Source organism: Neptunitalea chrysea, from assembly GCF_027924145.1.
Lineage (GTDB): Bacteria > Bacteroidota > Bacteroidia > Flavobacteriales > Flavobacteriaceae > Neptunitalea > Neptunitalea chrysea.
Genome location: NZ_BRVP01000004.1, coordinates 17,425 through 35,306, shown reverse-complemented (window position 1 = coordinate 35,306; position 17,882 = coordinate 17,425). Strand labels below are relative to the sequence as shown.

General features: G+C 31.8%; 21 protein-coding genes. 11 read left to right on the top strand and 10 right to left on the bottom strand.

The genetic code is table 11. The features are described 5' to 3' along the window. Positions 1-6: 6 nt before the first annotated feature. Positions 7-732, bottom strand: a complete 726-nt coding sequence (locus NBRC110019_RS03360) for an RDD family protein (RefSeq protein ID WP_281752371.1) — start codon at positions 730-732, stop codon at positions 7-9. Between the two features lie 35 nt (positions 733-767). On the opposite strand from NBRC110019_RS03360, the gene NBRC110019_RS03355 reads away from it, so the two are divergent. The 7 genes from NBRC110019_RS03355 (at position 768) to NBRC110019_RS03325 (ending at position 7,533) form a co-directional block, all read left to right on the top strand. Next, positions 768-1,745 (top strand): stage II sporulation protein M, encoded by a 978-nt coding sequence (locus tag NBRC110019_RS03355; protein WP_281752369.1) that lies wholly within the window; start codon positions 768-770, stop codon positions 1,743-1,745. Further along, positions 1,717-2,655, top strand: coding sequence for a hypothetical protein (locus tag NBRC110019_RS03350; protein ID WP_281752367.1), 939 nt, complete (start codon positions 1,717-1,719; stop codon positions 2,653-2,655). Before NBRC110019_RS03355 ends, NBRC110019_RS03350 begins: the two co-directional genes overlap by 29 nt. Position 2,656: 1 nt before the next feature. Then, entirely contained in the window at positions 2,657-3,379 is a 723-nt protein-coding gene (locus tag NBRC110019_RS03345) for a hypothetical protein (protein ID WP_281752365.1), read from the top strand. Beyond that, entirely contained in the window at positions 3,372-4,646 is a 1,275-nt protein-coding gene (locus tag NBRC110019_RS03340) for a DUF4350 domain-containing protein (protein ID WP_281752363.1), read from the top strand. The genes NBRC110019_RS03345 and NBRC110019_RS03340 overlap by 8 nt, the downstream gene beginning before the upstream one ends. An 8-nt stretch (positions 4,647-4,654) precedes the next feature. Further along, complete coding sequence (locus NBRC110019_RS03335; RefSeq protein ID WP_281752362.1) at positions 4,655-5,665, top strand: AAA family ATPase; 1,011 nt, start codon at positions 4,655-4,657, stop codon at positions 5,663-5,665. Further along, positions 5,665-6,996: a DUF58 domain-containing protein gene (locus tag NBRC110019_RS03330; protein WP_281752360.1), complete on the top strand. Its 1,332-nt coding sequence runs from the start codon at positions 5,665-5,667 to the stop codon at positions 6,994-6,996. The genes NBRC110019_RS03335 and NBRC110019_RS03330 overlap by 1 nt, the downstream gene beginning before the upstream one ends. Positions 6,997-7,113: 117 nt before the next feature. Then, positions 7,114-7,533 (top strand): DUF2141 domain-containing protein, encoded by a 420-nt coding sequence (locus NBRC110019_RS03325; RefSeq protein WP_281752358.1) that lies wholly within the window; start codon positions 7,114-7,116, stop codon positions 7,531-7,533. 88 nt (positions 7,534-7,621) lie between these two features. Here the strand turns inward: NBRC110019_RS03325 and NBRC110019_RS03320 are convergent, their stop codons facing one another. After that, complete coding sequence (locus NBRC110019_RS03320) at positions 7,622-8,101, bottom strand: Dps family protein (RefSeq protein WP_281752356.1); 480 nt, start codon at positions 8,099-8,101, stop codon at positions 7,622-7,624. A gap of 106 nt (positions 8,102-8,207) precedes the next feature. Next, entirely contained in the window at positions 8,208-8,486 is a 279-nt protein-coding gene (locus NBRC110019_RS03315) for a T9SS type A sorting domain-containing protein (RefSeq protein WP_281752354.1), read from the bottom strand. 353 nt (positions 8,487-8,839) lie between these two features. On the opposite strand from NBRC110019_RS03315, the gene NBRC110019_RS03310 reads away from it, so the two are divergent. Beyond that, positions 8,840-9,781, top strand: coding sequence for a hydrogen peroxide-inducible genes activator (locus NBRC110019_RS03310; RefSeq protein WP_281752352.1), 942 nt, complete (start codon positions 8,840-8,842; stop codon positions 9,779-9,781). Between the two features lie 184 nt (positions 9,782-9,965). Here NBRC110019_RS03310 and NBRC110019_RS03305 read toward each other — a convergent pair whose 3' ends face one another. The 3 genes from NBRC110019_RS03305 to NBRC110019_RS03295 all read right to left on the bottom strand — a co-directional run bounded on the left by NBRC110019_RS03305 (position 9,966) and on the right by NBRC110019_RS03295 (position 11,570). Then, positions 9,966-10,163: a hypothetical protein gene (locus tag NBRC110019_RS03305; RefSeq protein WP_281752350.1), complete on the bottom strand. Its 198-nt coding sequence runs from the start codon at positions 10,161-10,163 to the stop codon at positions 9,966-9,968. An 86-nt stretch (positions 10,164-10,249) separates the two neighbouring features. Continuing rightward, positions 10,250-11,050: a TIGR00266 family protein gene (locus tag NBRC110019_RS03300; protein ID WP_281752348.1), complete on the bottom strand. Its 801-nt coding sequence runs from the start codon at positions 11,048-11,050 to the stop codon at positions 10,250-10,252. A 64-nt stretch (positions 11,051-11,114) separates the two neighbouring features. After that, positions 11,115-11,570, bottom strand: coding sequence for a DUF4442 domain-containing protein (locus tag NBRC110019_RS03295; RefSeq protein WP_281752346.1), 456 nt, complete (start codon positions 11,568-11,570; stop codon positions 11,115-11,117). A gap of 141 nt (positions 11,571-11,711) precedes the next feature. On the opposite strand from NBRC110019_RS03295, the gene NBRC110019_RS03290 reads away from it, so the two are divergent. The 3 genes from NBRC110019_RS03290 to NBRC110019_RS03280 all read left to right on the top strand — a co-directional run bounded on the left by NBRC110019_RS03290 (position 11,712) and on the right by NBRC110019_RS03280 (position 14,397). Continuing rightward, on the top strand, positions 11,712-12,185 hold the full coding sequence (locus NBRC110019_RS03290) for a DUF4870 domain-containing protein (RefSeq protein ID WP_281752344.1): 474 nt from the start codon (positions 11,712-11,714) through the stop codon (positions 12,183-12,185). 112 nt (positions 12,186-12,297) lie between these two features. Further along, the gene (locus NBRC110019_RS03285; protein ID WP_281752342.1) at positions 12,298-12,630 is read left to right on the top strand and encodes a PadR family transcriptional regulator; all 333 of its coding nucleotides are present in this window, start codon (positions 12,298-12,300) and stop codon (positions 12,628-12,630) included. Between the two features lie 6 nt (positions 12,631-12,636). After that, on the top strand, positions 12,637-14,397 hold the full coding sequence (locus NBRC110019_RS03280; protein ID WP_281752340.1) for a PspC domain-containing protein: 1,761 nt from the start codon (positions 12,637-12,639) through the stop codon (positions 14,395-14,397). A 225-nt stretch (positions 14,398-14,622) separates the two neighbouring features. Here the strand turns inward: NBRC110019_RS03280 and trxB are convergent, their stop codons facing one another. The 4 genes from trxB to NBRC110019_RS03260 form a co-directional block, all read right to left on the bottom strand. After that, positions 14,623-15,585, bottom strand: a complete 963-nt coding sequence (trxB, locus tag NBRC110019_RS03275) for a thioredoxin-disulfide reductase (RefSeq protein WP_281752338.1) — start codon at positions 15,583-15,585, stop codon at positions 14,623-14,625. A 101-nt stretch (positions 15,586-15,686) separates the two neighbouring features. Next, a complete protein-coding gene (locus NBRC110019_RS03270; RefSeq protein WP_281752336.1) occupies positions 15,687-16,130 on the bottom strand; it encodes a MarR family winged helix-turn-helix transcriptional regulator in 444 nt (147 codons plus the stop codon). Beyond that, positions 16,130-16,609 (bottom strand): glutathione peroxidase, encoded by a 480-nt coding sequence (locus tag NBRC110019_RS03265; RefSeq protein ID WP_281752334.1) that lies wholly within the window; start codon positions 16,607-16,609, stop codon positions 16,130-16,132. The genes NBRC110019_RS03270 and NBRC110019_RS03265 overlap by 1 nt, the downstream gene beginning before the upstream one ends. Before the next feature lie 74 nt (positions 16,610-16,683). Beyond that, positions 16,684-17,859 carry an MFS transporter gene (locus tag NBRC110019_RS03260; RefSeq protein ID WP_281752332.1) on the bottom strand — a complete coding sequence of 392 codons (1,176 nt, stop codon included), beginning with the start codon at positions 17,857-17,859 and terminating at the stop codon, positions 16,684-16,686. Between the last annotated feature and the right edge of the window lie 23 nt (positions 17,860-17,882).

Genomic DNA, 17,882 nt, shown 5'->3' with positions numbered 1-17,882 from the left:
ACCGCTTTACATCTGCTGTGTATAATAATTATAGTCTTTTAAAACAGTCTCTATAAACTGTTTATCATATAAATCTGAATTTATTTGAGTCACATCTGCTACTCTTTCTCTAAGCATGTTAAGCGTCTTGTAATCGGCATTCTTAACCGATAACTGAAAAACCTCTTTTATAATTCCGGCATCTCTATCAGTTAACTGAATTACATTAGGATACACAGGCTCATAATCAAGATCTAAATCTTCTAATATCGTACTTGTAATTTTGTCTTTATTCTTTGTAGAAATTACAACAGTTCCGGCTGCTGCATCACCAACACGTTGTTTTTTTTCAGAAAACAGAATACTCAACACACCTACACTAAACGTAAACATCCAAATATCTAACAACCTCATAACCCATCTTACTAATAAATGATTCCAATGACACGGAGTACCATCTATTCTAACCACTCTAAGTTTCATAATCATCTTTCCTATGGTTTTCCCTTCAAAAAGTATATTGCAGTATAGACTATAAAACATTGCAGGTAACAAAAATAAGCCCATAAAACCTTTGTATGTCAACCAATCACTATCAAATAATTCAGACACATCCATCAATTCATCTACAATTAACATGTAGGTAAATAAAATAACAAAATCTATAAAAAACGCTATAGAGCGTTCTCCTAATCCTACAATTTTGAAATCTATATTTACATTTTGTGCCGTGCTAATTGCTAATTTGCTCATTGAAATGTATATTCGTTATTTAAACCAACTAACCAATGCGCGAAGCTTCCTTTGTTAAACAAAATAAAGAAAAATGGATTTTATTTGAAAAAGCTTTGCATGGCAATATAAAAATAAATCCTGACGATTTAGCAACTTATTACATACAACTTACGAATGATTTATCATACGCTCAAACGTATTACCCCGAAAGTAAAACTCTGGCGTACCTAAATTCGCTTACTACAGAAGCGCATCAAAAGATTTATAAAAATAAAACGGAGTCTAGAAGTAAGATCAAAAATTTTTGGCTGTATGAGTTCCCTCTATTTTTTGGGCAACACCAAAAAACGCTATTATACACATTTTTATTCTTCTTTGTCTTTGTTTTAATTGGCGTAATATCTACCCTAAACGACGATAGTTTTATACGTTTAATATTAGGCAATCATTATGTAAATATGACCATTAAAAATATTGAAAAAGGAGAACCTATGGCTGTTTACAGAAGTGGCAGTAATATAGGTGCTTTTTTAGGTATTACCATTAACAATATAAAGGTAGGTTTTTATGCCTTTGCCATGGGTGCTATATTTAGTGTAGGCACTATTTTTATTTTACTTCGAAACGGTATAATGCTAGGCTCTTTTGTTACCTTCTTTTATAAATACGGGTTACTTGAAAAAACCAGTACTATTTGGTTGCATGGCACTATAGAAATTTGGGTTATTATTATAGCAGGTTGTGCAGGTTTAGCAATGGGAAACAGTTTCTTATTTCCTAAAACCTATACAAGAAGAGTATCATTTATGAAAGGTGCTAAAGACGGATTAAAAATAATGATAAGCACACTTCCGTTTTTTATAATTGCAGGTTTTATTGAAGGGTTCATTACCAGATATGGAGATTTTATGCCTTCTTTTATTGCCTATACAATCATATTTTTATCACTAACTCTAGTGGTTTATTACTATATTGTCTATCCCATAATTATAAACAAAAAACATGCAAAAGTACATAGAACTGAAAAATAGAGAATCCTTTGGGGATTTGGTGGATATCTATTTTAAATTTTTAAAACAAAACATAAAGCCTTTCTTAAACAACTATCTGAGATATAATTTTATTGGGTTCATTTTTATGATGATTACTGCTTATCTTATAGTTCATGGTTTTATGGGGTTAAGCAGTAGAACTTTTAAGTTTGGAGCAAGCAGCAGTACAGATAATTATGAAAGCTATTTATATTTAGGTATTGGATTGGGGGTATTTGTGTATTTGTTCACCTATTTGATTAACAGTGCTTTTTCAGGTTCTTATATTAGTCAATACGTGGAGAATAAAAATAACTTTACCTCAAAAATGATTTGGGATAGGGTTATGCATAATATAGGATCATTAGCTCTTATGATTTTTATAGGTATTGCATTTATGATTGGATATTTTATTATTTCGGGGTTATTAACGGTTGCTCTTAGTTTTATTCATCCTTATGTACCTTTCTTTTTTACTTTAATTCTCCAGTTTTTAATTAAAATATTTTTGGGGTTAATATTTGTTGCTATATTCGATAACAACAACGGAATTGGAAAAGGTATGTCAAACGCATGGGAGTTATTTATCCATAACTTTTTATTTGTACTTGGGTACAGTTTTTCACTATCTATGCTTAACCTTATTATTACAACCCTAATTTTAATGATTCCGGGAACCTTGTTTGGGATATACGTATTTTTCTCGATTGAGAATAATACCGTGCTATATACTAGTCCTACAGCAAATGTTTTATTTACCTTGTTCTTTTGTTTATACATTATTGTATATACGGGGTTACAAGCGCTTAACCAATTAGCTTTTGGAACGCTTTATTACAACTTACACGAGAAAAAATTCAACACCCATTTACAATCCAGAATAGAATTAATTGGTCAAACAACCGAATAATATGATCAAGAAACTGTTATTGTTTATATTATTAGTACTGGTGCAATTTACTACGGAAGCTCAGGAAACAGTGCCTCCTGTTGAAATTGACAGTGCTAAAATTGAAGTACAATCGTTCTCTGAAAACTTACAAGAAAAGTACAACGATTCAGATTTTGATTATACCTCCAATGATACGGGAGATGTTAATTTAATGCGCAATATATTTAAAAAACTATTTGGTTGGACTGAAGACCTATTTGGGATAGAATTAGACTTCATGACTCGTAAAATCTTAGAGTATATTGTTTACGTATTATTTATATGTTTACTTGTTTATCTTATTATAAAATATTTAATAAACGCTCCTATAAACACTGTCTTTAAAAAGGAAAGCAGAACCATTGACACCTTACAATTTGATGAGGAGAACATAGAAAAAATTGACTTTGATATACTTATAAATCAAGCATTAAGTACTCTAAACTATAGACTTGCCGTTAGATATTTATATCTAAAATCATTACAGCTACTGGCTGCCAAAAATATGATTGAATGGCACTATGATAAAACCAACTCAGAATACCAGAACGAAATCAAAAACCCTGAAACTAAAGAAATATTTAAAAGTGTTTCTTATATCTATGATTATGTATGGTATGGTGAGTTCTCAATAGATGAAAAGGATTTTGCTAAAACACAATCTAATTTTAACCAATTAAACAAGTTAGTTGCTAATGGATAAAAGAAGTAAATTTGGATTGTATGCAATAGGAGTTTTTATTCTTGGACTTATTATTGCAGATGTTGCTAAGCCAAAACCCGTAAACTGGAATGATTCCTATTCTGCTGCAGACAAAATTCCGTTAGGCTGTTATGTACTGTACAATCAGCTAGAAGAAATGTTTCCTAATTTTGAAGAATCAAACTTAAATATTATTGATAACCGAGATGCTTTTTATAATAAAAGCAACAGCACCTATATACTTATAAACGATTATTTAGACATAGACAAAGAAGAAACCACTGAACTTCTTGACTTTGTAGAAGATGGCAATAACGTATTTATAAGTACCCTTCAAATGAGCGGAAAGTTAAGTGACACCTTAAATTTCTATATTAAAAGGGGCTATCAAAATATGGGGTTCAAAGTAAAAAATATAGATAATGAATTCTACTCACCCTATTTAGAAGATCGCTCGGCGAACTATAACGATGTTATTGATCTTAGCTATTTTGCTGAAATAGATACCGTAAAGACTGTTGCTCTTGGATATGCAAAATATCACAAAGAAAAAACTACAACAAATGCTGAACATTACGGTGATTATGTAAATGAGGATGATAATATTTATAACTATAATACTCCTACTTATGAAAAAGAGTTAATCAATTATATAAAAGTACCTTATGGTGCTTCACAAGGAGCATTTTATATACATAGTAACCCTTATGCTTTTACCAATTACCATCTGTTAAACAATAATGAAGCGTATGCAGAAGCTGTTCTATCGTATGCTTTTAAAAACAATATTATTTGGGACAATTATTATAAATCGGGGAGAAAAAATGTTAGTTCTCCGCTACGATTTGTTTTGCGAACAGAAGCCTTAAAATGGGCTTTCTATATAAGTCTTGTTTCGCTAATTCTGTTCACCATTTTTAACGGAAAAAGAAAACAGCGTATCATCCCAATAATTGAGCCTAATAAGAATCATACTCTTGAATTTACAAGAACAATAGGCAACTTGTACTTTGAACATAAGAATTACAGCAACTTAGTTAAAAATAAAATCATCTATTTTTTAGAACATGTTAGAACCTATTATTATTTAGACACCAATAACCTTTCTAAAAAATTTATTGAAAATCTCTCGGTTAAATCCGGTAAAAACATTGAAGAGGTGAATAAATTAGTAAAACTTATTGTACACTTAACCAATAAAAAAAATCATTCTGAAAACGACCTAATTAACTTAAATAAAAAAATAGAACAATTTTTAAAACAATAACATAGCTTATGGAGAATATAAATAGGGATATAGAGTCTGAAAACGAGAACGTAAACTTTAACGCACGTATAGATTTATCTCCTTTACAACAAGCGGTTGAAGCCATTAAAACTGAAATAGGAAAAGTTATTGTTGGACAAGAAGAGTTTGTAGAGTTTATGATTATTTCAATCTTAGCAAATGGTCATACGCTAATAGAAGGTGTTCCGGGAGTAGCTAAAACCATTACAGCAAAACTAATAGCCAAAACGCTAAATGTAGATTTCAGCAGAATTCAGTTTACCCCTGATTTAATGCCAAGTGATATTTTAGGAACCTCTGTTTTTAATGTAAAAACAAATGAGTTTGAGTTTAAAAAAGGGCCTATTTTTTCAAACATTGTTCTGATTGATGAGATTAACCGTTCTCCTGCAAAAACACAAGCAGCTCTTTTTGAAGTAATGGCAGAAAGACAAATTACTATTGATGGCATACACCATGATATGCAACCTCCATTTTTAGTTTTTGCTACTCAAAACCCTATTGAACAAGAAGGTACGTATAGATTACCTGAAGCACAATTAGACCGTTTTCTATTTAAAATAGATGTTAATTACCCAAACTTAGAAGAAGAGATTGCTATTATCACGGGGAATCACCAAAGAAAAGATGTTATTGATTTTGATGCAATACAACCGATTTTAACTGCGGATAAAATTGCAGAATATCAAAACACTATTAAAGATATTTTAGTAGAAGATCATTTAATCTCCTATATAGCCTCTATTGTAATTAATACCAGAAACAATCCTAACTTATATTTAGGTGCATCGCCAAGAGCTTCTATTGCTATTTTAAATGCTGCTAAAGCTAATGCCGCTATTAACGGTAGAGACTTTGTAACACCCGATGATATTAAGAGATGTGCCAAAGGCGTTTTAAATCATAGATTGGTGCTTACACCTGAAAGAGAAATGGAAGGATTTACTACTGAAAAAGTAGTAAGTCAAATTTTGGAAACCATTGAAATCCCGCGTTAGTGAAAAGGCTTTTTAAAAATATATATCTGCAACCTAGGTTTTTTAAGGTTATTGTAGCTCTAGTGATACTCTTTATTCTGGGCTACATGTACCCTACTATATACTCAATTTCTATAATGTTATTTTATACATTTGTATTCACTCTGTTTGCAGATTGTATTTTACTATACAAACAAAAAGGAATTAACGCCACAAGAGTATTACCAAAAAAGCTAAGTAACGGAGATTATAATAAAATAGAAATTCAACTTGAAAACAGTTATAATTTTCCTGTTGAACTTACACTTATAGATGAGTTACCTTTTCAATATCAAAAACGTGATTTTGAAATAGACACCACATTAAAAAAATCAGAATTAAAAAAAATCACCTATAACCTACGCCCGATAGAACGTGGTGAGTATCATTTTGGAAATTTAAATGTGTACGTTACCTCTCCAATAAATCTTTTATCAAGAAGATTTCAGTTCGGAAAAGATGCTATGGCACCTAATTACCCTTCTTTTTTGCAGTTGCGCCAATACATGTTAATGGCATTTTCTAATCGTATTAATGAATTCGGTCTTAAAAAAATAAGACGTATTGGTCATACCATGGAATTTGAACAAATTAAAGAATATGTACAAGGAGATGATATACGCAATATTAACTGGAAAGCCACTGCTAAGAAGAATCAACTAATGATTAATCAGTTTCAGGATGAAAAATCGCAACCGGTATATAGTGTTATCGACAAAGGTAGAGTTATGAAGATGCCTTTTAACGGACTTACCTTATTAGATTACGCTATAAATGCAACCTTGGTAATTAGCAATATTGCGCTAATGAAACAAGATAAAGCAGGGATGATGACTTTTTCTAGTAAAATAGAAAACAGAGTTGTAGCAGAACGTAGACCTGCTCAAATGAATCTTATTCTGGAAACATTATACAATGTTGATACTAATTTTACTGAGCCCGATTTTTCTAGATTGTATACCGAAATAAAGCGTACCATTAATCAACGTAGTTTACTACTGTTATATACAAACTTTGAGACCTTAGATGCCTTACACAGGCAACTACCTTATTTACAAGCTTTAGCTAAAAATCATTTGTTAGTGGTTATATTCTTCGAGAATACCGAACTTAAAAAAGCTACAGAGAAAAAAGCGGTATCAACCTATGATATTTTTCAAAAAACGATTGCAGAAAAATTTGTGTTTGAGAAGAAACTTATTGTAAACGAATTAAGAAAACACGGAATTCAAACCATACTTACCAACCCTGAAAATTTAACCGTAAACACTATTAATAAATATCTTGAAATAAAGGCTAGAGGTTTACTGTAACCCTATCATTACGATTCATCTCTCAAAAAACACAATTGGGTAACCTAACTTTTCATGTACCAGTGATTTAACGCACTTTTGAAGTGTACAAATTAATAATCACTAAAACATTATACCATGAAATCATTAGTTACACTTCTTTTATTTGTTTTTACATCTGTTGTATCTTATTCACAAAGTACAGACACAGCAACCATTACTGCTAAAGTAGCCAACGTTACCAATAACAACGGAAAAGTAATTTTTGGATTACACACAGCAGAAACTTTTTTAAAAAGTAAAGGAGTTCAAACGGTTATTGCTACTATAGAAAATGGTGTAGCAAAAGCTAGTTTCGAAAACGTTGCTCCTGGAACATATGCTATACTTGTATTACATGATGAAAATGAAAACATGAAAATGGATTATACTGTAAATGGTATACCAAAAGAAAGCTACGGCTGCTCTAACAACCCTATGCCATTTGGTCCTCCACAATTTAACGGTAGTAAGTTTGAGGTATCTGGCGAAGATAAAACTCTTGAAATACGTTTTTAAATCAATAATCAAGATTTAACATACTTTGAGCTATACATAATAAAAAACGGCTGCACATGGCAGCCGTTTTCATTTACTATTACTTAAATTAAATTTTCTCGTCTAACCACGCCTTCATCATCCAAACCGTTTTCTCTTGCTCAGTTATAAAGTCACTCATCATAGAATTTGTTCCTTCGTCACTTGCATCCCCAGAATCATCTAAAATTTCACGTTCTATCTTTAATAATTCGCTCAGGGAATTAACTACTAATTGTACCGAATGCTCATCATTATGAATATTTTTACCTACAGGTACTTTAGAAGCCTTTACATAATCGTCGAATGTATGAAGTGGTACCTTCCCTAAGGTAAGTATACGCTCGGCAATTTCATCTACCTTAATATTAGCATCGGTGTATAATTCTTCAAATTTAACATGAAGATCAAAAAATCTTTTACCACGAATATTCCAGTGTATTCCTCTTAAATTCTGGTAGTACGTTTGAAAATTAGCCAACAAAACATTCAATTTTTCAGCTATTTTTTCTGTTTTCTGGGCATCAAGGCCTAAACTATTATAGTTCATTAGAATAATTTTTTCTTATTTACAGTATCAAATTTACAAATAATAAAAATCAATTACCATAGATAACATTGATAGTTCTTATACCTTAATTTACAACACCTATACCCTACCTTACTACCACTTTTTTGGTTTCTAAAACACTAGCGTACATCTTAAGAAGGTAGGTTCCTTTGGCACAATCTAACGGTAACTTTTCAAAACCTGTATAAAATGTGTTCAGCTTTCTACCTGTTAAATCATACAGTTCTATATAATCTATATCCATTGGTGTATCTATAGTAATAAAGTTACTTGTAGGATTAGGATATACAGCTATCGTCTGATTACCTTCTACAACATCTACTCCTAAGGCACAATCGGATGAATAATTTATGGGTGTGTGCAATTGACTAATATTCAACTGATCATAAGGAGCCTAACCATTTAAGGTATTATCGCTATCTATTCCTTGCTAAATTAACCATTGCTCAAAGCCTTGATCTGGTATTGCTGTAGTTTGGGCTACCGAAAAATTGACAACTAAAAAAGTAAAAATAAAAGTAGAAGTTTTTTCATAAGCTTATTGGTAATAGATTAGTTAACCACTTACTATAAAAATATTCTAAATATTTAAAACAGACAAAATGTTTAAAATAAAAAAAAATTGATTTTCAATAACTTATATCACTCATAAACTTTCTTATTTACTATAAGTAATATTGATAGTTTTTGTATTTTTATAGCCTTAAATTATAACTAATGACAATTACGCAATTACAATATGTGTTAGCTGTAGCTAAATATCAAAATTTTACATTAGCTGCAGAAAAAAGTTTTGTTACCCAACCTACTCTTAGTATGCAAATTCAAAAATTAGAAGACGAATTAGATATTCTTATTTTTGATAGAGGTAAAAAACCAATACAACTTACCGAAATAGGAAGAAAGCTGGTGGAACAATCTAAAAATATTGTAAACGAAGCCAATCGTATTAAGGATATTGTTGAGCAACAGAAAGGATTTATTGGCGGTGAATTTAAATTAGGCATCATACCAACAGTAATGCCTACTCTACTCCCTATGTTTTTAACCAACTTTATAAAAAAATATAGCAAAGTTCATCTTAAAATTGAGGAGCTAAATACAAAAGGAATTATAGAAAAATTGATGGACGGTAATTTAGATGCTGCCATTGCAGCCACCCCATTACAACATGAGCATATTAAAGAACGTGTGTTGTACTACGAGCCTTTTGTTGCTTATATTCCGCAAAATCATAGATTGTATAGCAACAAAAAAATTGACACTACAGATTTAGCTATAGAAGATATATTATTACTGGAAGACGGACATTGCTTTAGAGAAGGCGTTGTAAATTTATGTAAGAGCAATAAAGGTTTTAATGATGAACGTTTCCAATTAGAAAGTGGAAGTTTTGAAACCATGATTAAATTGGCAAATGAAGGTATGGGTATGACCTTATTACCGTACTTACATTCATTAGATCTTAAAGGTACCGAAAAAGACAATCTACACTATTTTAATGAGCCTACACCTGCCAGAGAAGTAAGTCTTATTTATCATAAGAGCGAATTAAAACTACACATTATTGAGGCATTAAGAGAAGTTATTATGGGTGTTATACGAGGTGCTATTGCATTTCAGAATGTTCAGATTATTAGCCCAGTTGCAAAAAGATAAAAGCCTGCTAAGCATACTTATAAAAATAAACTATTTCGGGGCAACCCCACGAAACATTTAGTAAGCATGGCATTTCTATTTCGAGACAAGTATCGGAGTATTTAATCTCAATTATTGAGTTAAAATTTTATTTTAAAACAACTAAGAAAACAAAGAGCCGCTTAGTAAGTGGCTCTTTGTTTTCTTAGTTATTTAATAACAATATACATTCTGAAAGTTCTGGATTTTGTATTGTAAATCGCTTCAGCCATAATCGTAATTCTTCAATCTCATAAGGCAATAATCTCTTAACTGCTTTCTCCAGTTCTTTTTTAAAGAGTACAGCATCAAAACTAACTTTTGAAAGTATTGTTTTGGTATACTCCAACATTGCTCTAGCCATAGGTATTCATATTTTAGGTCACTTTAAAAATAACGTTTATATTGCGAAATATTTTGTTAAAAATTGTTAATACAATAATTTAACAGTTAAAATTCGTTATCTCCGTCAAGTAAATTACCTAAACCTCCTAATATACTACCTTCACCTTTTTGTTTACCACCAACTTGTGGAGCAGCTGCTAATACTCTTCCTGCTAATCTGCTAAACGGTAACGATTGCATATAAACAATTCCCGGACCTCGTAAGGTTGCAAAAAACAACCCTTCTCCTCCAAAAATACTATTCTTTATCCCCCCTATAAACTCAATATCATAATCCACATCTTGTGTAAAACCAACAATACATCCGGTATCTACTTTTAGTATTTCACCAGGCGCCAATTCTTTTCTAGCTAAGGTTCCGCCTGCATGTACAAATGCCATACCATCTCCTTCTAACTTTTGCATAATAAAACCTTCTCCTCCAAAAAAGCCTCTTCCCAATTTTTTAGAAAACTCTACACCAATAGTAACCCCTTTAGCAGCACACAAAAAAGCATCTTTCTGGCAAATAAACTTACCTCTGTAGTTAGTTAAATCTATAGGAATTATTTTCCCTGGATACGGAGAAGCAAAACTTACCTTTTTCTTTCCATAATCGTTATTAAGAAATACAGTCATAAATAAACTCTCACCAGTTAGCAAACGTTTACCTGCAGAAAATAGTTTCCCCATAACTCCTTGATTTTGTTTAGAACCATCTCCAAAAATAGTATCCATTGCAATACCATTATCCATCATCATAAAGGTACCTGCTTCAGCTACTACAGCTTCTTGAGGATCTAATTCTATTTCTACATATTGCATTTCTTCTCCAAAAATTTCATAGTCTATTTCGTGTGATGTCATTTCTTCTTTTTTTTTAATTATACACTATTGGTTTATGCCTGTAGTAATTTGTTACATCTAATTTTTAAGATTTAACCTTTATAGTCCATTCAAATGCAAAATTAGAAACCACATCTCCTACCTCATCTACCCCAATAGATTCCATCCAAAACGTTTGTCCCTCACCCGTTCTAATAGTGTCTTCTATAGCCTTCTTTATTTTAACGCCATCATTAGTTGTAAAGGTTATTTTTCCAACAGCTTTTTTTGTAAACGTTGCTTTATTAGAAGCTACAAGCATAGAGATTTTTTTCTTACTCTCATACATCTCTTTCATTACTAAGGTTCCGGTAGACATTTCGGCTGCCATACCTTGCACAGCCCAGAACATAGATTTAAACGGGTTTTTATTAATCCATTTGTGGCGTACATTTACTGTACAGCTATTGGTATCAATGGTTTGTACTCGTACTCCACATAGCCATGCAGAAGGTAATTTAACCATTAAAAAAGTATTTAATTTTTTAGGAGTAAAGTTCATATGTTAAATATACATCTTATTTCAACAAAAAGATAGTAAATGATTATTGATGCTAAATCTTAAATTTATGTTAAATTTAGGTACTATGTTTTGCATAATACCTTTTTAAAGACATATATTTGTATAAGAAAATAATATGTAATGGACTCATCAATCACAAATCATCAAAAAAATGTAGCCACAGTAATACAAATTTCTGTGTTTAGTAAAATTGTTATTCCGTTAGGAAACTTTATTGTACCAATAGTACTTTGGGCTATTAATAAAGAAAAAAGTTCCTTTATTGACAATCATGGCAAACAAGCTATTAATTTTCAATTAAGTATTCTTATTTATCATATAGTCTTAGGTATTGCCGGTGTTTCGCTTTTCGCTTTTAACATTGGTAACATTTGGGATGTATATGACAATGCCATTCATAGCAATTACTTTTCATTTGAAAATTTTCACGTTGGAAACCGTAATTTCTTTCAAACAATTATTTTGGGTTGCCTATTTATAGGGCTTAAAGTTTTAGAGCTTGTGTGTGTTATAAGCGCAGCTATAAAAGCCAATAGAGGAGAATATTATCAGTTTCCATTGAGTATTAATTTTTTAAAATTCATCAATCAATAATCATCAATCAAAAAATGAACATCATCAATCAAAAAATGAACATCATCAATCAAAAAATGAACATCATCAATCAAAAAAACGAACAGTTTAATCACATTCAAAGAAAAGGCTTATGAACATTGAGAATACCAAAGCGCAAATGCGTAAAGGGGTTCTAGAATATTGCATTCTTTCTATCTTAAAAGATGAAGATAAATATGTTGCAGAAATTCTTGAGACCTTAAAAAACGCAAAGATGCTGGTAGTTGAAGGAACTATTTATCCTTTACTGACCAGATTAAAGAACTCCGGATTACTAAATTATCGTTGGGAAGAATCAACATCCGGTCCTCCGAGAAAATATTACGCACTTACAGAAACTGGTAAGATTTTCTTAAAAGAATTAAACAATACCTGGAACGAATTACATAATGCAGTAACCGTTGTAACAACTCAAAAACACTAATGTACCATGAACAAAACGATAAATATAAACTTAGGAGGTCTGTTTTTTCATATAGATGAAGAAGCCTATTTTAAGTTACAGAAATACTTAGATACTATTAAACGATCGTTATCCTCATCACCAGGAAGAGACGAAATAATAGGTGACATAGAAGCTCGTATAGCCGAACTATTTTCAGAGCGATTAATGAACGAACGTCAGGTTGTAAGTATGAAAGACGTTTCTGAAGTAATCGATATTATGGGACAACCGGAAGATTACATGGTAGATGAAGAAATTTTTGAGGATGAACCTATACGTCAAAAATCGGCTCCAAAAGGGACACACAAACAATTACTTAGAGACCCAGATAACAAATATATAGCTGGGGTTTCATCTGGTTTAAGTTATTACTTTGGCATAGATCCGTTATGGATACGTTTATTATGGGTATTATTAGTAATAGCAGGATTTGGATCTCCTATTTTACTCTATATCATTTTATGGATAATTATGCCAGAAGCTGTTACTACTGCGCAAAAATTGTCTATGCGGGGGGAGCCGGTTAACATTAGCAATATCGAGAAAAAAGTAAAAGAAGGATTTGAGGATGTGGCCGATAGAGTAAAAAACGCTGATTATGAAAAAGCAGGTAGAAAAATTAAATCTACTGGTCAAACCTTTTTCGAAACTATTGGAAACATTATTGTGACTATTTTAAAAGTATTCGGAAAATTTGCTGGTGTGCTACTTATTATAGTAGCTGTTGCTACGCTTATAGGTTTACTAATGGGTGTTATAGCAGCTATTATTGGTGGCTCATTTAGTGTGCACTTTGGACCATTTGGAATGAATGAAAGTTATTTTTTACATGATGTTCCATTTTGGTTCTTTATGTTGCTTGTTTTATTTGCTGTGGGTATTCCATTCTTTTTCTTACTAATTTTAGGAATTAAAATTATTGCCAATAACACAAAGTCTATCGGTAATGTAAGTAGATATAGTCTATTAGCTGTATGGATATTAGCTATAGTTGGTCTTATTTATGTAGCTATTGAACATAACTTTGAGAATAGTATTAGCAGTACCAATACTGAAAAATATGAATATACCATTGGCTCTCCAAAAAAGGTAACTATTGCCCTGTCTCAGGATAGAATATTTAGTCACACTTACAAATCGAATGGAATTACAATAGTAGAAAGTGACGGGCAAGAAAAAATACTAAATCATCATGTACGATTAAATGTTAGACCTACTATAGACACCGTCATGTACATTAAGGTAGAAAAAAAGTCTACTGGAAAGAATTACAATCAAGCTAAAAGCATTGCTGAGAATATTTCTTTTAACTATACCATCAACAATAACTTGATAAAACTTGACGACTACATATTGTCTGATGACGAAAATAAATATTTAAATCAGAGTGTTTATGTAACAATTTACGTTCCTGAAGACATATATGTAGAATTAGATCCTTCTATTAAATACATTATCAGTAATATAAAGAACGACAAAAGAATTTATGACCGCGATATGCCCGATTATGAATGGGTAATGGGAAATGAAGAATTGGAGTGTTTAAATTGTTATTCTGAAGAAGAAAAAGAAGAAATGGAACTAGATGAAAATCAGAAAGACGAGAGCAATCCTTTATTTTCTTCTACATCTGATTCTTTAAATTTGAAGGAAACTGAGAAAATTACAACTGAAAAAATTGACACTAAATCGGAAACTACTGGTAATCAGTTTTTAGAAGTTGAAAAAATTAAATCTGAAAATTAATATAATTAATTAATAAATAGTATTTTTACATCTAAAAACTAATTTAAAGCTATGGAATTTTTATCTAAACTTGTTATTACAATTATTCTTATACTTTGTAAAGTATTATTAATGCTATAAGCAGTTAACATAGAACATTCCCTTTATTTTAATAAAGGATTAGATATACAAAAAGAGGTTGTAAATTTTACAACCTCTTTTTTATTTACTCTCTTTTAATAGCAATTAAGCTTCTTGATGCGCTTCTACTTCTGCTAAATAACGTTCTGCGTCTAAAGCAGCCATACAACCTGTACCTGCTGCCGTAACTGCTTGTCTATATACACTATCTGCAGCATCACCTGCCACAAAAACTCCTTTTACATTGGTTTTAGATGTTCCAGATACATTTACAATATAACCAGTACTATCTAACTCTATATAATCTTTAAAAATTTCGGTGTTTGGCTGGTGACCTATAGCTACAAAGAAACCAGTTGCAGGTATTTCTGTAGTCTCTTTGGTTACATTATTAATAGCTTTAACACCACTAACTACCTGTTCATCCCCAAGAACTTCAACAGTTTCTGTGTTAAACATAATTTCAATGTTACTAGTTTTCATTACACGTTCTGCCATAATTTTTGAAGCTCTAAACTCATCACGTCTAACCAACATGGTTACCTTTTTACAAAGCTTAGATAAATAATGAGCCTCTTCACAAGCAGAATCTCCAGCACCTACAATAACTACCTCTTGGTTACGATAGAAGAAACCATCACAAACCGCACAAGCAGATACACCACCCCCCATGCTTAAATAGTGTTGCTCCGATGGCAATCCTAAATATTTTGCAGAAGCACCTGTAGAAATAATTACGGTATCGGCATGTATTTCTTTTTCATCATTTACCCATACTTTATGTACTTCTCCTGAAAAATCAACTTTAGTAACCCAACCATCTCTTACATCTGCTTCAAAACGCTTTGCTTGTTGCTCTAATTGCATCATCATTTCAGGTCCTGTTATCCCTTCTGGGTATCCAGGAAAGTTCTCAACATCATTGGTTGTTGTTAACTGTCCTCCTGGTTGCATTCCTCTATACATTACAGGACTCATATTAGCTCTTGCAGCATAAATTGCAGCAGTATATCCTGCTGGTCCTGACCCTATAATAATACATTTTACTTTTTCTATTGTTTCTGACATGATCTTCTTTCTTAATTATGTAAACAAAAATATCGTTTTTAAATTATTTACAAACTATTCCGCTATTGAAACTTCTTATGGGTTTATAAACGATACTTAAACTATTGGTCGTCGTTTAAGTTATTTACTAACTTATCTAATAACGTTTTTAACATTGTTATTTCTTCCATGCTAAAATTAAACCCCGAGACCAATTCAAAAGGTAGGTCTATTGCCGCATCCTTTATGGCTCTCCCCTTTTCTGCTAATGATATAATGATGCTTCTTTCATCCATATGAGATTTTGTTCTGGTAAGCAATTCTAATTCCTCCATCCGCTTTACTAAAGGTGTTAACGTATTAGATTGCAATAAAAGCTTCTCTGCAATAAAATTAAGAGATACAGCTTCTTGTTCCCATAAAACCAATAGTACTAAATATTGCGGATAGGTAATCTCAAAATCTTTTAACAAGGGTTTATAGCACTTGGTTACCAAACGAGACGCCGCATACAAAGAAAAACATATTTGATTTTCTAATTTCTGATATTCTTCTTTGGCCTTCATTACAATAAATCCTTAATGTATTTTTCTATGGATTCCGGTTTGGTTATAGGTGCAAAACGCTTTATCGGTTCCCCATTCTTATCAATAAGAAATTTGGTGAAGTTCCATTTAATTTTACTCCCAAAAATACCCCCCAATTTACTTTTTAAAAATTTGAAAATCTCATTGGTAAAAGATCCGTTTACATGCGATTTCTCAAATAACTGAAAAGTAACTCCAAAATTCATTTCACACACATGCTCAACGGTATCATTTGATTCCGGCTCCTGCCCTGCAAACTGATCTGATGGAAACCCAAGTACAACCAGTCCTTTGTCTTTATACTTTTCATGTAATTTTTCTAGTCCGGTAAACTGTGGTGCTAATCCGCATTTCGTAGCTGTATTTACTACTAAAACAACTTTCCCTTTATAGGAGTTCATAGAAATTTCTTCTCCTTTAGGAGTTTTAGCAGTTAAATCATAAAAAGAAGTTTTCATAATAAATTGTATATTTGAGTCGTGCACGACTCAAATATACAATTTATAAACTACAAATACAAAGTAATTTACCTCTAGATAGTACCTACCTTTGTTTTCTTTTTTCTTCTTATAAGCATCATTAAAGTAATTAAAACACCTACAGCTGCCATACCAGCACCAGACCATTCTGGAGACGCCAAACCAAAACCATATGCTATAGGTAACCCACCTAAATAAGCTCCTAAAGCATTCCCCATATTAAACCCAGCCTGATTAGAAGCTGAGGCCAGCATTTCTCCTCCTTTAGACGCATTAATCATTAACATCTGAATCGGGGATCCTGTTGAAAATGCAAAAGCTGCCGTAATAAACGTCATTATAAGTGTTGGTATTTTATAAGGAGATAATAACGATACGCCAATTAAGCATAGTACCATGACAGATAATAAGATAATGATGGCTCTTCCTGGACTTACTTTGTCTGCTAAATAACCTCCCACAAAATTACCGACAAACATTCCTAAGCCAGCTAAGGCTAAAATAGCACTAATGGTATTTCCTTCAGAAAACCCTGTAATTTTAACTAACATTGGTTCTATATAACTAAACCATGCAAAAAAGCCTCCTGTACCTACCGCAGTAATAGCTAATACAAACCAAGGCTCTGCCTTTATAAATACTTTCAGTTCATTTTTTGCATTATTTCTTCTCTCCTGTTTCAAGTCAGGTAACCACATAGTAATAAATAACATAGCTAAAACACCTACTATACCCACAACCAAAAATGCATATCTCCATGTTAATAAATTCACTAATTTAATGGTTAAAGGAATACCAATAATATTAGCTACAGTAAGTCCGGCAAGCACCATACTAATAGCACTAGCTCTTTTACTACTATCTACCAGTCTACTGGCTACCACTGCTCCCACTCCAAAATAAGCACCATGTGGTAATCCTGATAAAAACCGAGTTATAACCAAAAACGTATAATTTGAAGCAAATATTGACATTGAGTTAAAAACGGTAAAAACCAACATTAATGTCAGTAGTATTTTTTTAGGAGGATAATTACCTGCAATCAATACTAGTATAGGTGCACCAACCACTACCCCTAAAGCATATGAAGAAATAAAATGTCCGGCTTCAGGAATCGTTATACCAAAGTCCTTGGCCACATACCTTAATATTCCCATCATAATGAATTCGGTTAATCCAATTCCAAATCCTCCAATAGCCAACGAGATTAAGCTTTTCTTAAATAACATACATAAAATATCTGGTTATAGAA

What these genes read in the sequence shown, in the direction of transcription:
- NBRC110019_RS03325 (WP_281752358.1), top strand. Translation starts at nt 7,114, where the DNA reads ATGAAATCATTAGTTACACTTCTTTTATTTGTTTTTACATCTGTTGTA.
- NBRC110019_RS03335 (WP_281752362.1), top strand. Translation starts at nt 4,655, where the DNA reads ATGGAGAATATAAATAGGGATATAGAGTCTGAAAACGAGAACGTAAAC.
- NBRC110019_RS03360 (WP_281752371.1), bottom strand. Translation starts at nt 732, where the DNA reads ATGAGCAAATTAGCAATTAGCACGGCACAAAATGTAAATATAGATTTC.
- NBRC110019_RS03310 (WP_281752352.1), top strand. Translation starts at nt 8,840, where the DNA reads ATGACAATTACGCAATTACAATATGTGTTAGCTGTAGCTAAATATCAA.
- NBRC110019_RS03305 (WP_281752350.1), bottom strand. Translation starts at nt 10,163, where the DNA reads ATGGCTAGAGCAATGTTGGAGTATACCAAAACAATACTTTCAAAAGTT.
- NBRC110019_RS03270 (WP_281752336.1), bottom strand. Translation starts at nt 16,130, where the DNA reads ATGAAGGCCAAAGAAGAATATCAGAAATTAGAAAATCAAATATGTTTT.
- NBRC110019_RS03290 (WP_281752344.1), top strand. Translation starts at nt 11,712, where the DNA reads ATGGACTCATCAATCACAAATCATCAAAAAAATGTAGCCACAGTAATA.
- NBRC110019_RS03345 (WP_281752365.1), top strand. Translation starts at nt 2,657, where the DNA reads ATGATCAAGAAACTGTTATTGTTTATATTATTAGTACTGGTGCAATTT.
- NBRC110019_RS03295 (WP_281752346.1), bottom strand. Translation starts at nt 11,570, where the DNA reads ATGAACTTTACTCCTAAAAAATTAAATACTTTTTTAATGGTTAAATTA.
- NBRC110019_RS03260 (WP_281752332.1), bottom strand. Translation starts at nt 17,859, where the DNA reads ATGTTATTTAAGAAAAGCTTAATCTCGTTGGCTATTGGAGGATTTGGA.
- NBRC110019_RS03320 (WP_281752356.1), bottom strand. Translation starts at nt 8,101, where the DNA reads ATGAACTATAATAGTTTAGGCCTTGATGCCCAGAAAACAGAAAAAATA.
- NBRC110019_RS03340 (WP_281752363.1), top strand. Translation starts at nt 3,372, where the DNA reads ATGGATAAAAGAAGTAAATTTGGATTGTATGCAATAGGAGTTTTTATT.
- NBRC110019_RS03355 (WP_281752369.1), top strand. Translation starts at nt 768, where the DNA reads ATGCGCGAAGCTTCCTTTGTTAAACAAAATAAAGAAAAATGGATTTTA.
- NBRC110019_RS03285 (WP_281752342.1), top strand. Translation starts at nt 12,298, where the DNA reads ATGAACATTGAGAATACCAAAGCGCAAATGCGTAAAGGGGTTCTAGAA.
- NBRC110019_RS03300 (WP_281752348.1), bottom strand. Translation starts at nt 11,050, where the DNA reads ATGACATCACACGAAATAGACTATGAAATTTTTGGAGAAGAAATGCAA.
- NBRC110019_RS03280 (WP_281752340.1), top strand. Translation starts at nt 12,637, where the DNA reads ATGAACAAAACGATAAATATAAACTTAGGAGGTCTGTTTTTTCATATA.
- trxB (WP_281752338.1), bottom strand. Translation starts at nt 15,585, where the DNA reads ATGTCAGAAACAATAGAAAAAGTAAAATGTATTATTATAGGGTCAGGA.
- NBRC110019_RS03350 (WP_281752367.1), top strand. Translation starts at nt 1,717, where the DNA reads ATGCAAAAGTACATAGAACTGAAAAATAGAGAATCCTTTGGGGATTTG.
- NBRC110019_RS03265 (WP_281752334.1), bottom strand. Translation starts at nt 16,609, where the DNA reads ATGAAAACTTCTTTTTATGATTTAACTGCTAAAACTCCTAAAGGAGAA.